This window comes from Rhodococcus sp. BP-261, from assembly GCF_019835205.1.
GTDB lineage: Bacteria > Actinomycetota > Actinomycetes > Mycobacteriales > Mycobacteriaceae > Rhodococcoides > Rhodococcoides kyotonensis_B.
Genome location: NZ_JABUCO010000019.1, coordinates 37,382 through 50,895, shown reverse-complemented (window position 1 = coordinate 50,895; position 13,514 = coordinate 37,382). Strand labels below are relative to the sequence as shown.

General features: G+C 65.6%; 11 protein-coding genes. 1 reads left to right on the top strand and 10 read right to left on the bottom strand.

Annotated elements, in window-relative coordinates; genetic code table 11:
* Positions 1–240 precede the first annotated feature (240 nt).
* The 8 genes from HQ354_RS18960 to HQ354_RS18925 form a co-directional block, all read right to left on the bottom strand.
* Positions 241–1,503 (bottom strand): ABC transporter permease, encoded by a 1,263-nt coding sequence (locus tag HQ354_RS18960; RefSeq protein WP_222635357.1) that lies wholly within the window; start codon positions 1,501–1,503, stop codon positions 241–243.
* Positions 1,500–2,744 (bottom strand): ABC transporter permease, encoded by a 1,245-nt coding sequence (locus HQ354_RS18955; protein ID WP_261768918.1) that lies wholly within the window; start codon positions 2,742–2,744, stop codon positions 1,500–1,502. Before HQ354_RS18955 ends, HQ354_RS18960 begins: the two co-directional genes overlap by 4 nt.
* On the bottom strand, positions 2,737–4,236 hold the full coding sequence (locus tag HQ354_RS18950) for an ABC transporter ATP-binding protein (RefSeq protein ID WP_222635356.1): 1,500 nt from the start codon (positions 4,234–4,236) through the stop codon (positions 2,737–2,739). The genes HQ354_RS18955 and HQ354_RS18950 overlap by 8 nt, the downstream gene beginning before the upstream one ends.
* 14 nt (positions 4,237–4,250) lie before the next feature.
* Positions 4,251–5,348, bottom strand: coding sequence for a BMP family protein (locus HQ354_RS18945; protein ID WP_240931051.1), 1,098 nt, complete (start codon positions 5,346–5,348; stop codon positions 4,251–4,253).
* A gap of 112 nt (positions 5,349–5,460) precedes the next feature.
* Positions 5,461–5,961 (bottom strand): YbjN domain-containing protein, encoded by a 501-nt coding sequence (locus HQ354_RS18940; RefSeq protein WP_068427382.1) that lies wholly within the window; start codon positions 5,959–5,961, stop codon positions 5,461–5,463.
* The gene (mshA, locus tag HQ354_RS18935; protein ID WP_243636581.1) at positions 5,958–7,298 is read right to left on the bottom strand and encodes a D-inositol-3-phosphate glycosyltransferase; all 1,341 of its coding nucleotides are present in this window, start codon (positions 7,296–7,298) and stop codon (positions 5,958–5,960) included. Before mshA ends, HQ354_RS18940 begins: the two co-directional genes overlap by 4 nt.
* 33 nt (positions 7,299–7,331) lie before the next feature.
* The gene (locus HQ354_RS18930; RefSeq protein ID WP_068427477.1) at positions 7,332–8,168 is read right to left on the bottom strand and encodes an alpha/beta fold hydrolase; all 837 of its coding nucleotides are present in this window, start codon (positions 8,166–8,168) and stop codon (positions 7,332–7,334) included.
* A 31-nt stretch (positions 8,169–8,199) separates the two neighbouring features.
* A complete protein-coding gene (locus tag HQ354_RS18925) occupies positions 8,200–9,480 on the bottom strand; it encodes an ROK family protein (protein ID WP_222635355.1) in 1,281 nt (426 codons plus the stop codon).
* Positions 9,481–9,778: 298 nt separating this feature from the next.
* Between HQ354_RS18925 and HQ354_RS18920 the strand changes: the two genes are divergently transcribed.
* Positions 9,779–10,534, top strand: a complete 756-nt coding sequence (locus HQ354_RS18920) for an SDR family NAD(P)-dependent oxidoreductase (RefSeq protein ID WP_068427378.1) — start codon at positions 9,779–9,781, stop codon at positions 10,532–10,534.
* A gap of 60 nt (positions 10,535–10,594) precedes the next feature.
* Here the strand turns inward: HQ354_RS18920 and HQ354_RS18915 are convergent, their stop codons facing one another.
* Together HQ354_RS18915 and HQ354_RS18910 are read right to left on the bottom strand one after the other, a co-directional pair.
* Positions 10,595–11,791, bottom strand: a complete 1,197-nt coding sequence (locus HQ354_RS18915) for an Ig-like domain-containing protein (RefSeq protein WP_217266263.1) — start codon at positions 11,789–11,791, stop codon at positions 10,595–10,597.
* A 144-nt stretch (positions 11,792–11,935) separates the two neighbouring features.
* Positions 11,936–13,486 carry an MBL fold metallo-hydrolase gene (locus HQ354_RS18910; RefSeq protein WP_167676542.1) on the bottom strand — a complete coding sequence of 517 codons (1,551 nt, stop codon included), beginning with the start codon at positions 13,484–13,486 and terminating at the stop codon, positions 11,936–11,938.
* Positions 13,487–13,514 lie beyond the last annotated feature (28 nt).

Genomic DNA, 13,514 nt, shown 5'->3' with positions numbered 1-13,514 from the left:
CGGTTCGGGAATGCTCACGAACCCCGGGAATCGCTTGAAATACCCGGCGCCGCAGCTAGTTTCGTTCTGGTCAGAAACAAACACGACAACAGGAGAAGATCCGTGTTCAACGATTTCCACAACAACTTCGTGCAGCCCTTCCAGCAGTGGGCACCGCACATCCCGGATTGGTTCGCCTGGTTGCGTTTCGGCCGCTGATGCGCGAGTGACGGTGGGGCCCGTGCATGCGGGCCCCACCGCTCAGGACTTCACGTACGGCTTACCGGCCGCTGCCGGACCACGTACGTGTCCGACGAGTCCGGCGACCGCGAAGATCGTCACCACGTACGGCAGCATCAACATGAACTCGCTCGGCACCGGCGAGCCGATGATTCCCAACACGTTCTGCAGATTCGACGCGAAACCGAACAGCAAGGCCGCCAACGTGGCTCGCACCGGATCCCATCGTCCGAAGATGACCGCGGCGAGGGCGATGTAGCCCGCACCTGCCGTCATCTCCTTGCCGAACGCGCCCACGGATCCGAGCGTGAAGTAGGCACCGCCCAGTCCCGCGATGGCGCCGGCGAGGCACACGTTCCAGAATCTCGTCCGCGCAACATCGATACCGACGGTGTCGGCGGCCTGAGGATGCTCGCCGACGGCACGTAGCCGCAGTCCCCACTTGGTGCGGAACAGACCGAACCAGACGAACGCGACGACGATGTACATCAGATAGACGATCAGCGTCTGCCGAAACAGCACCGGACCGATCACCGGGATCTGCGACAGCACCGGAATCTCGATGCGCCCGAATCGAGGTGGCGAGTTGAGCGCCTCGGTGTTCTTCGTGAGCACCACCGAGTACAGGAAACTCGTCAGCCCCACGACCAGCACGTTGAGCACGACGCCGACGATCACCTGGTTGACGAAGTACTTGATCGAGAACATCGCCAGCAGCGACGCGGTCAGCGCTCCTGCGACCAACGCCGCGAGCAGCGCGACGTACGTCGACCCGGTGATCGAGGCGACGACAGCGCTGACGAACGCCCCCGACAGCAACTGTCCTTCGATGGCGATGTTGATGACACCGACGCGTTCGGAGATCACGCCGCCCATCGCACCGAAGATGAGGGGCGTGCTGAGCGCGACCGCACCGATGAGCAACCCGGGCACCGGAACCGTTGCACCTGCAGCAGCCCACGTCAGGAAGCCGACGACGAACAGCACCGCATAGACGCCGAGCAGCCAGAGCGGAGTCCTCGTGCGCTGCACTGCATTCCACGTGGCATAGGCAGTGATCAGGGCGAGTACGACGAACACGGCGATTCCGGTTCCCGACGTCGGCAGCCCTACCGCCGGGAGCGCGAAGAAATCGTTCTCGCTGGCGAGGGCGAACGTCGTCGTACCCGACTTTCCACGAAACACGAAGAGTAGCAACGCGAGAAGCGTGACGACGCCGAGGATGCCGGGCACCTTCCAGCTGCGGGCGGGTGCCAGAACGTCGGGCTCTTTCACGGTGGTCACAGTGCCGCCACCTTCGCGGTATCCGCCCGTGCCGCGACCTCGGCGCCCGGCGGTGGTAGTCGGAACACCGCTCGAACCAGCGGCGGCGCGGCGATGAACAGCACGATGACGGACTGCACGACGAGCACGATGTCGATCGGGATACCCTCGGCGGCCTGCATCGCGAAGCCACCTGCCTTGAACGCGCCGAACAGAATTCCGGCGAAGAACACGCCCCACGGCTTCGATCGGCCGAGCAGTGCGACGGTGATGGCGTCGAATCCGATTCCGGCGTCGATGTCCGCACCGAATCCGGTGGTGACCGTGCCCAGTACCTGCGCGACGCCTGCGAGACCGACGAGAGCACCGGACAGCACCATCGCGTACAGATACATCCGGTTGACGTCGATACCCGCAATCTTCGACGCGTGCGGATTCTCACCGACGGCACGGAACCGGAATCCGAGCGACGACCGCTCGAGCAACCACCAGACACCGACGGTGACGATCAGGACCAGCAGGAATCCCAGATGCAGCGAGTACCTGTCTCCGAACAGCTTGGGGAACACCGCCGTCGACTCCATCGCCGCCGTCTTCGGGTTGTTCTGGCCGGGCGCCTGCAGCGCGCCCGGGGTCCTGAGCAGGTAGGCGACGAGATAGAACGCGACGTAGTTCAGCATGATCGTCACGATCACCTCGTGAGCGCCGGTGCGCGCCTTCAGAACTCCGGCGATACCGCCCCACACCGCACCGCCGACGACGCCCGCGACGATCGCGAGGACGAGGTGCAGCCCGGCGGGAAGTTGCAGCGAGAACCCGACCCAGCCCGCGCATGCCGCGGCGATGAGCATCTGTCCGCGACCACCGATGTTGAACATGCCGACGCGAAACGCAAGCGCCACACCGAGACCGGCGACGATCAACGGTGTCGCGAACGTCAGTGTCTCGGTGAGCGGCTTGATGCCGTTCTCGAATCCCGGGCGCCGGAAGTTGTAGACCGATCCCTGGAACAGCGACGAATACGCACCGGACACCGCATCCCAGATCGCGGTGAGCATGTCCGTCGGCCGCGCGAAGAAGTAGCCTGCGGACTCCTGCACCTGCTCGTCGGTGACGGCGATGAGCACGGCGCCGACCACGATCGCGAGCACGACCGCGAGCACGGAGATGATCGCGCTCCCGGTGAATATCTGCCGTAGGACCACGTGAGCACGCGACGGCTCCTGCGGCGCCTGCTTTTCCGACGCACCTGCGTCAGCCATGTTCTCCACCCATCATCAATCCCAGAACTTCGCGTGACGTGTCGGCCGGAACGATGCCGACGATCCGTCCGCGATACATGACGGCGATGCGATCGGCGAGTGCTGCGACCTCGTCGAGTTCGCTGGACACGACGATCACCGGCACGCCCGCGTCACGCGTCGCGACGATGCGTTTGTGCACGAACTCGATAGAGCCGACGTCGATACCACGCGTCGGCTGCGAGGCCACGAAAAGCCGCAGCTCCCTGCTCAATTCGCGGGCGAGTACGACCTTCTGCTGGTTACCGCCGGACAGCCGGCCGACGGCGGTGCCGATACTCGGGGTTCGTACGTCGAATTCCTCGACCTTCTCGGCGGCGAACGCGTCGAGGTAGTCGCGGCGTATCGCACCGCGCCGCACGAACGGCTCTCCGGTCGATCGGTCGAGCATCAGGTTCTCGGCGATCGAGAATTCGCCGACGAGCCCGTGAACGGTGCGGTCCTCGGGAACGAATCCGACGCCGGCACCGAGTACGTCGTGGACCGACGACCCGACGAGCGAGACACCGTCGAGGACGATCTCGCCGGTGAGACGTTCACGGGCGCCGAGCAGCGCCTCGACGAACTCGCTCTGGCCGTTCCCCTGGACACCGGCGATCGCGAGAATTTCTCCGGACCGGACGTCGAGGCTGACGTCGTCGACCACCGTGTGACCGCCGGCGTCGAAAACGGTCAGATTCTTGATCGACAGTGCAGCGTCGCCCGGCGTCGCGGGCGCCTTCGACACGGTCAGCTGCACGTCGCGACCGACCATGAGCGCGGCCAGTTCCGCATTCGACGCCGTGGGCTCGGCCTCGCCGACGACCCTGCCGAGCCGGATGACGGTGATCCGGTCGGCCACCTCGCGCACCTCGCGCAGCTTGTGCGTGATGAACACGATCGTGGTTCCCGACGCGGCGAGCTCGCGCATGATGCGCATGAGGTCGTCGGTTTCCTGCGGGGTGAGAACGGCCGTCGGCTCGTCGAACACGAGCACTTTCGCGTCGCGACTGAGGGCTTTGATGATCTCGACGCGCTGTTGCACGCCGACGGGGAGCTCGTCGACGCGCGCGTCGGGGTCGAGGTCGAACCCGAAGCGTCCCGATATCTCACGGACGAGCGCGCGTGCCGCGTCGAGATCGAGACGTCCGCCGCTCCTGGTGGTCTCGTGGCCGAGGATGATGTTCTCGGCCACGGTGAACACCGGAATCAGCATGAAGTGCTGGTGCACCATGCCGATTCCAGCGTTCATGGCCTCGCCGGGTCCGGCGAAATGCTGCTCGACGCCGTCGAGCAGAATGTCACCCTCCTCGGCCCGATAGAGACCACTGAGCACGTTCATCAGCGTCGATTTGCCTGCGCCGTTCTCGCCGAGCAGGCAATGGATCTCGCCCGGCTCCACGACGAGGTCGATGGAATCGTTGGCGACGAGCGATCCGAAACGCTTGGTGATGCCGCGTAGTTCGAGCTTCATTGCTTACGTGGTACTTACTTGGGCGACGACGGCGACTCGACGGTGATGGAGCCGTCGACGATGCCTGCCTTGATCGCGTCGAGTTCGCCCTGCAGTGCCGGATCGACCTGCGACTCGTAGTCGTGGAACGGCGCGATGCCGACGCCGTCGTTCTCGAGCGTTCCGACGTAGGGCGCGTTGTCGAACGATCCCCCACCGGAATTCGCGACGACCTCGTCCACGCTGGGCTTGAGCCCCTTCGTGACCGACGTCAGCAGCAGGTCGCCGACCGACGGATCCGATTCGTAGACATCGGCGTCGGCGCCGATCAGGGCGATGGGACGCGACGAGTCACGGATGGCCTGCGCGGCACTCTGATAGATCGGGCCGCCGACCGGGAAGATGACGTCCGCGTTCTGGTCGATCAGGCCCTGCGCGGTGTTCTTGGCGACCGCGTTGGCCTCGAATCCGCCGGTGAACGAACCGTTCTGGGACGGAACGTCCCAACCGATGACGCGCACGTCGCGGTTCTTCTGCTGGTTGAAGTAGTTGACTCCGTCGGCGAAGCCGTCCATGAAGATGGTGACTGTCGGCAGCTGCGAACCACCGAACGTGCCGACGATGCCGGTCTTGGAGAAGCTGGCGGCGGCGTATCCCGCGAGGAATGCGGACTGCGCGGCGTCGTAGGTCAGCGGCTTGACGTTCGGCAGGTCGATCGACGAATCGTCGATGATCGCGAAATCGATGTCCGTGTTCGCCTCGGCGGCGGACTTGGTGGCGTCGGCGAGGTCGAAGCCGACGGTGAGGATCAGGTTGCAGCCCTGATCGATCAGGTTCGAGATGTTGGGGTTGTAGTCCGTCGGCGACGCCGACTCGACGGTGATCGGCTCGACACCGAGCGAGTCCGAGGCCTCCACCAGGCCTTCGTAGCCGAGCTGGTTGAACGACTTGTCGTCGAAGCCACCCGCGTCGGAGACCATGCACGGCTTGAAATCGCCGGAGGCACTCCCGCCTGAATCCGAGCCGCTGTCGTCGGGTGCTGAGCCACATCCGGCGACGAGTGCGACGGCGCCGAGCGACGCGACGCCGCCGAATGCCAGTCTCCGAGTACGTGAACGGGTGCCGACGGTCAAGACTTCCTCCATGGATCGTGCAGTGCGGTGTTCGTTGCTATGTCTGATTCGGGACGCTACTCGCCGCCCGTCGCGTCCGCACCATTTCACATCCGACCCGAGACTTCGTCGGCTATTCCTCGATCAGGTGCTCGAACGCCTTCAGGTTCGCCAACGATTCCCCGCGCGACACACGCCACGCCCACTCGCGTTTGATCGATTCCGCGAAACCGAGTTCGAGCAGAACGTTGAAGTCACCGTCGGCGGCTTCGAGTACTTGCCCCAGCACGCGGTCGATCTCGTCGCCCGTCACGGCGTGCGTCGAGATACGGCCGACCAGATAGATGTCGCCGATCTTGTCGATCGTGTAGTGCACGCCGTAGAGCCTGCGGTTGCGCCGAAGCAGATACTTGTACACGCCTTCGAAGTTCTCGTCGGGCTTACGGCACACGAACGCTTCGACGCGCACACCGTGGTTGCCGACGGTCAGCATCGTCGTCGTCTTCAGCTTGCGCTCGCCCGGGAGTTCGACGACGAACGAATTGTCGTCCTTGCGTTGATATTCGAGCTCCCGCTCCTTCAACATCGCATCGATCGATGCGGCGGTGTCCTTCGGCGACTGCGCTTCGCTCATGCCTTGACCACTCCTCGTCGTAGCTTCGACAGACCGCGCGTGCGGCGCGGCGAGAACTCGCTGGGCGCTTCACCCAAGGCGAAGTGGAACTGCGCGGCTCGATAACTCTCGAGCAGTCCCTCGGCCGTGTGCTCCCACGAGAATTCGGACGCATGCCGAGGCGCGGCAGACGCCATGCGCGCCAACGCGTCTCGGTCGCGAAGCATGTCACCGAGCGCACGCGCCCAGTCGTCCGTCCGGTGCCCCTGCACCAGAACGCCCGTCTCACCGGACCGCACAGCCACCCCGAGTCCACCGACGTCGGCCGCGATGACCGGAGTGCCACACGCCTGCGCCTCGATCGCGACGAGGCCGAAGGATTCGTTGTAGCTCGGCACCGCAACGACATTCGCGGCCCGATAGATCTGCGCCAGCACGTTCGACGGCTGCGGCTGCAGGAACGTCACCCGGGTCGAGATTCCGAGTTCGTCGGCGAGCTCGATGAGACTGTCCGGCCGGTCGAGCCCGCTCCCCGACGGACCGCCGACGACCAGAATGCGAAGTGGCAGTTCGGGTTCCCGCGCGCACAGTTCCGCCGCAGCCTTCAGCAACACGTCGGGCGCCTTCAACGGCTGGATCCGACCCACGAACGCGACGACGGTTTCACGTGGATCGATACCCAAGTGCGCTCGCGCCGCGAGCATGTCGCCCGGGTGATACTGATGCAGATCGGCGCCGGGAGCGACGACGTCGACCGCGTCGGCGGATGCACCGTAGATCTCGATGAGCTGCTTGGCTTCCTCGGAGGTGTTGGCGATCAGCCGATCCGCCTCCGCGACGACCTGCTGCTCACCGATCTGCCGAGCGGGCGGTTCGGGAGAATCGCCTGCCGCGAGCGACGCGTTCTTGACGGCCGCCAACGTATGAGCGGTGTGGACGAGCGGGACGCCCCACCTGTCGCGAGCCAGCCACCCGACCTGACCCGAGAGCCAGTAATGAGAGTGAACGAGGTCGTAGTAACCGGCGTCGTGACGCGCTTCCTCGCGCAGAACACCTGCGGCGAACGCGCAGAGCTGCGTCGGGAGATCCTGCTTGTCGAGGCCCTCGAACGGCCCGGCGACGATGTTGCGCACCAGCACACCCGGCGCCGCTTCGCGCACCGGCTCGTCGGACGACGACGTCGCGCGGGTGAAGATCTCGACCTGCACACCGCGTTTCGCCAGCTCCTTGGCCGACTGCAGCACGTACACGTTCATGCCGCCCGCGTCGCCCATACCGGGCTGCGCCAGCGGGGACGTATGCAGCGACAGCACGGCAACCCGGTTCAGCTGGCGTCCACTCACCGCTCCAGTCTGCACGCCTCCACAGTACGGTCGTCCACAGACCCCGCGTTACAGCCCGTCCACGAAGGCCGAGACATCGCTCAGGAACCGTTCGGGGTCGGCGACGAACGGGCCGTGGTCGACCCCGTCCCAGTAGGACTCCGTCACCGTCGGTATCAGCGACGCAGCGTGACGGCCGGCGGAAACGTCGACGACGGTGTCCTCCGTACCGTGCAGCACGAGGGCGGGCACGTCCAGGGTGCGCAGCAGTTCGTCGTTCGACGCGGCGCGGTCGAACAGCGCGGCCCGCACCCGAGGCGGCGTCGCGAGCGTCAGCCCGAACAGCGCCTGCGCCTGCGCACCCTTCCCGTCGACCGGGCCGGTCAGAGCGTTGCCGAAACTGCCCAACGCGCGAATCGCGACCCGCGGTTCCTCGGCCATCGCGTCGGGAATCGCTGCCCGCATGGACGTCCCGACGCGGCCGCCCTTCTCACCCCGCCCGATGCTCGTGATCGCGCCGACGAGGACGATGCCGGACACGGCGTCGGTGCCGTGCACGGAGAGGTAGTCGCAGATGACGAGCCCGCCGTACGACCAGCCGAGAAGAACGGCGTCGGACGTGATTCCTTCCGCGGTCAGTACGGCGTCGACGTCGCCCGCCCAGATCTTCGAGTCGTCGTAGCCACTCGTCGGTGCGTCCGAGTAGCCGTGACCGCGGAGGTCGACGGCGATGACCCGGTACGTCGCGGCCAGCTCGGTGAGCACCGAATCGCCCCAGCAGGCCGACGACTGCGCCCACCCGTGCAGCAGCACGAGCGGTCGGCCCGATGGTGCGCCCGACACGCGGTAGACGATGTTGGTCCCGTCGATTCCGGTGGCCTGACGCACCGGTCCTCTCGTTGCCATGGTCGACATCATGACAGTGAGGTCCGTCGGATCAGGCAGCGGCACGTCTCATCGATGCGAGCGGATCCGAGTACACCGAGCTGAGCGAGACGACCGCCGCCGCGTACTCCTGGACCTTGTTCCCGAAGCCGGTGACTCGAATGTCCTTGCGCGGCAACGTCGAGGTGCGTCCGAACGCTTCGGCGACGTACGGCAGACCGGCCTCGTACTCGGTGAACGCCTGGCCCCCGAGCACGACGCGATCCGGGTTGAACAGATCGCGCAGCAGACCCACGGTGCGGCCGAGGATCTCCGCACGTTCGACGAGAATGTCCCGCGCACCTGCCGAACCGTCGTGCGCCGCCCGGTACAGACCGGCGACGGAGGCACCGGGAGCGAGCACTCCGCGTTCGATCGCTGCGGCGAGCACCGCGCGATCGCTGACGGATGCTTCGAGGCATCCGCGATTCCCGCACGCGCACAGCGCATTCGAGCCGGTGGGCAGATGCGCGATGGAACCGGGACCGGTCGACGGCGTGTGCACACGACCGTCGATCGTCAACGCGATACCGGCGGTTTCACGCGCATAGAAGAACAGGCTCGTCCCCGTCGGCGCGGCGTCGGCTCGGGCGGGCGTCAGCAACAGCTCCGACGCGGCCATCGCCTCGACGTGACCGGACACCGAGACCGGCAGACCCATTCCGCCGCCGACGATGGTGCCGACCTGCGCGTTCTCCCAGCCGAGGCGGGGATGGTCGACCGATCCGGTGGCCGCGTCGACACGCCCACCGAGCGCGACGCCGACCCACAGCGGGGTCCGACGGTGCCACCGAGCAGCGAATGCGGACGCACTGCGGGTGATCGCACGCAGCGCGACCTCGGCAGGCCCGCCCGGAGTGGGGATCTCGACCGCACCGAGAATGCGCCCGCGCAGATCACCGACGACGATGCCGGTGACGAGGGCGCCGATGTGGATGCCCACCGTCGAGAAGGGCTCGTGATTGACCTCGAACGGCACCCGCGGACGGCCGATCGCGCCCGACGTCGTCAGGTCGCCGCGTTCGCGGAGCAACCCTGCACCGAGCAGCGACGCCACCTGCCGGTTGACCGTGGCGATGCTCAAACCTGTTGCGCGAGCGGCTACGTCGCGCGAAATAGGACCGCGAGCCGACGCAAGGCGCAGCACCGACGCTGCGGGACTGTCGGCGATGCGCAGGTCGGGAGCGACGACCTGGACCCTGCTGTTCTGCGTCGGTCGCTGAGCACCGGGCGTGGAACGGGTACCCCGGCGAGACGCAGCGGGAGACGTTTTCGGAAGAGTGGCAAGTGACACGTGTTTCGTCCTCGGCAATAGACCCGTACGACAAGGAACGGGTGGTGCATGAATCGGTCAGAGCAGCGCAGAAACGAGAATGCGAGCACGCCGTCGCACAGAACTAGCGACGGACTCCGAAACCGAGACAACACAGTTCGCGAGGAAGCGGCAGCCGAGAACCCAGGGCAGCGGTCACGTACGTGACGCGCAGAGCGGGCGTGTGGCTGGCGGACATGAGCGCCAAATTAGCACTTCTGCGGCCGATCACCAATCCTCGCCCCGCGAGCGGCAGACGCCTGAGACTAGAATTCGGCACATGACATTGTCCGAACAAATCTCGTCCGACGCCCGTGTCGCCGTTGTCACCGGAGCCAGCTCGGGCATCGGTGAGGCCGCCGCTCGCCAACTGGCCGAGCAGGGCTACCACGTCGTGATCGGGGCGCGTCGCGTCGACCGCCTCGAGAAGCTCGCCGCCGAAATCGGTGGCACCGCACTGCAATTGGACGTCACCGACGAAGACTCCGTCGCAGCGTTCACCGCCGTGATTCCCCGCGTGCACGTGTTGATCAACAACGCGGGTGGCGCCAAGGGCCTCGCGCCCGTCATCGACGCCGACCTCGACGACTGGCGCTGGATGTGGGAGACCAACGTGCTCGGCACGCTGCGCGTCACGAAGGCTCTGCTGCCCAAGCTGATCGAATCGGGCGACGGCCTTGTGGTCACCATCACGTCGGTCGCGGCGTTCGAGGCGTACGACAACGGCTCGGGCTACACGTCCGCGAAGCATGCTCAGGCGGTGCTGCACCGTACGTTGCGCGGTGAACTGCTCGGCAAGCCGGTGCGGCTCACCGAGATCGCGCCCGGTGCCGTCGAGACCGAATTCTCGCTCGTGCGTTTCGACGGCGACGAGTCCAAGGCCGACGCCGTCTACCAGGGCATCACGCCGCTGGTGGCCAAGGACATCGCCGAGGTCATCGGCTTCGTGGCGTCGCGCCCGTCGCACGTCAACCTCGACCAGATCATCATCAAGCCGCGGGATCAGGCCAGCCCGGGGCGGTTCCACCGGACGTAGGCGCCTTCGGCGCACGTGCGTGCGAATGTACAGCGGGCTGTACATTCGCACGCACGGGTGCTACGCCGCACCCATGGATTCCCAGGTCGGCCAGTCGATCGCCCAGTCGTACAGATCGCCGTCGGCAGCCGACAGGTCGATCGACGTTCCCGTCACCTCGACCGGATCCCCGTACATCGCCGTCCCGAAGTACTGCTGCGCATCCTCGGTCGACAGATTGATACACCCGTTCGTCACGTTCGACGCGCCCTGCACACCCGTCGTCAACGGGTTCGCGTGGATGAACTCACCGTTGTTGGAGATTCGCACCGCCCAGCGTTCGCGGACGTTCTCGTAGAACGGCGGGTTCGACATCAGGAAGTCCTCGTGCTTCTCGGTCACGACGTGGATGCCGCTGCGCGTGACGTTGCGCGTCTCGTTGCCCTCGCCGTAGCTGACCGGGATGTCCATGATGGTCTCGCCGTCGCGCACCACCTGCATGCGGTGACTGGTGGCCTCCGCCTTGACGATCTGACTGCGGCCGATGGTGAAGTCGAGGGTCACGTCGTCGGCACCGTAGGCACCGCCGCCGTAGTCGACCCCGTACAGGTTCGCCTGCACCGACACCGTCGTGCCCGGAGCCCAGTAGTTCGTCGGACGCCAGTGCACGCGCGAGCCGTTGTCGTCCGGGAACCACGCCCATGCACCGGGCGTAGGCGGGTTGGTCGTCACCGTCAACCGCTGTTCGACGGCCGCCTTGTTCTCGATCGACTGGTCGAACTGCAGAATGATCGGCGCTGCGATGCCGACCTCCTGGCCGTCGCCGATGTTCGTGCTCACCGACGTTCGACTGTCCGGTTCGACGGTCGTGAAGCTGCCTTCGACGTCGACGGTCTTGCCGTCGGTACCGACCGCTTCACCCGCCCACGTGTATTCCGATCCGTAACCGAGTGGCTCGGTGATCGTGTACGACGCCTTGTCCGGGGCCAGTGCGCCCTGGACGACCTTCCCGGAGGGGTTCGTCAGCGTGACCTCGTTCAGGGTTCCGTTCGCGACGGACACCGAAATCGGGGCGATCGGACTGACGTCCTCGGCCCCGTCGGTCGGGTTCTGAGTTACCTTCGCGACCGGCGGAGCCTCCGTCGTCGACGCGGCGCTTCCGGTGGATCCTCCGTCGGAACCGATGGTGCACCCTGCGACGAGCGCCGCCAGTGCCGCGATCGCTGTGATCAACCACAACAACCGAGTCCGATTTGTCCGTTCAACCTGCTCATGCACGTTTTCCAACGTACTCGGGGATTTTCCACGGATACGCATCGAGACGGGGGCTGCGGTCCGATTCACACCGAATTCACGGCTGCAACCGGACATTTCGCGCAAACAGTCGGCAAACGCACGCGCGTCGGCGTGACCAGCGCGGCGCTACAGCTTGGTCGACCGCAACTCGTGACCGCGCGACGTCAGACAACGACCCGTGTCGAGATTCCAGTCCCAGCCGTGCAGGTTGCACGTGAGTTTGTTGCCCTCGACGATGCCGAACTTGGACAGGTCGGCCTTCAGGTGCGGGCAGCGACGCTGAATCTCGTAGCCGTCCTTGACGATCGTGGCGCTGTCGTCGTGTGCCTCGGCGAACCAGCCGTCGGCGTACGCGATGCGCTCGTCCGTCAGGCATTTGAAGAACGTGTACAGGAACTCGTTGTACCCGCCGACCCGTCGAGCACGGAACCGGGTGGACAGAAAGATCGAGTTGACCCAGTCCGGTTCCTTGTCGCGCACGACGGTCCGCACCAGCTCCGCCGGGATCGTGAAGCTGTACCGGAACCGCTCCTTCAGCAGCGGCTCACGCACGATCCGCTTCGGAAAATCGAGTACGACGGTCTCTGCGCCGAGCATCAGCCCGACCGGGTAGCCGATGCCGTCGCAGATCTGATCGGTCTGAATCATGATGGGCTCGAACAACTCTCGCAGCGGTTCGAGCAGCGGTTCGCCGTCCGCCGACGCCCACGCCGCCTTCTCGGCCGCGATGACGCCTGCCTGACGCTGCGCGTAGTCCTCGATGTACTGCGCTTTGCCGGTGGTGAAGATGGCCTCGACTTCCGGGGTCGGGATCGGATGCTCGTGCGAGACGAGATCGCTGCCTTTGAACGTCGACGTCGTGCCCGGAATCTGCAGCAGTCCCTTGTCGTGTCCGTTGCGTCGCATCTGATCCAGGAAGACCATCTGGTCCGGGAAGATGTTGGACGGGTCGTCGTACACGTCGTTGAGGAACCGCAGTTCGTCGTCGAGGAAGCACGGCGGGCCCGCCGACGGCACGACCCACGTGGCACCGATCTGCTCGATGTACTGACGCGCACGGTCCATCTGACGCTGACGCTTCTGCTCGCCGAACGACTTCTTCGCGCGCTCGACCATGTCGTAGACCATCGGGTACCAGATGGCCCCGGAGTACTGCAGCATGTGGACGTCGACGTGCCCGAACTGTTCGGTCAGCACGTCGAGATCGACGGGACGGGCGTCGTTCATGTTGAACGCGACGGTCTCGCCGTCGGACACGACGAGTCCCGAGTCACCGATCGGACCGTCCGCGGGCGCACGCAGGGCGATGATCATGATGTCGAGATCGCCCTTGGGGCCGGACAGACGGTGCTTGACCGAGTCGGTCGTCTCGAAGAACTTGTGGAAGCCGAGCTTCTCGAGCTCGTGCTTCAGGTCCGGCACCGGGTAGTCCGGCAGCAGGACGGTCGCGTCCTTGTTGACGTGCTCGGCCAGGTTCTTCGGATCGAAGTGGTCCTTGTGCAGGTGCGAGACGTACAGGTAGTCGCAGTTTCCGAGCGCGTCCCAGTCGAGCTGCGAGTTGTCCGGGAACGGGAACCACGAGGTGAAGTAGGCAGGATTCACCCACGGGTCGCACAGGATGCTGCCCGCATCGGTCCGAATGTGGAACCCCGCGTGCCCGACGCTGGTGACCTGCACTGAAAACTCCTTACAACGCTGACGTACG

What these genes read in the sequence shown, in the direction of transcription:
- HQ354_RS18955 (WP_261768918.1), bottom strand. Translation starts at nt 2,744, where the DNA reads ATGGCTGACGCAGGTGCGTCGGAAAAGCAGGCGCCGCAGGAGCCGTCG.
- HQ354_RS18950 (WP_222635356.1), bottom strand. Translation starts at nt 4,236, where the DNA reads ATGAAGCTCGAACTACGCGGCATCACCAAGCGTTTCGGATCGCTCGTC.
- HQ354_RS18940 (WP_068427382.1), bottom strand. Translation starts at nt 5,961, where the DNA reads ATGAGCGAAGCGCAGTCGCCGAAGGACACCGCCGCATCGATCGATGCG.
- HQ354_RS18930 (WP_068427477.1), bottom strand. Translation starts at nt 8,168, where the DNA reads ATGGCAACGAGAGGACCGGTGCGTCAGGCCACCGGAATCGACGGGACC.
- HQ354_RS18920 (WP_068427378.1), top strand. Translation starts at nt 9,779, where the DNA reads ATGACATTGTCCGAACAAATCTCGTCCGACGCCCGTGTCGCCGTTGTC.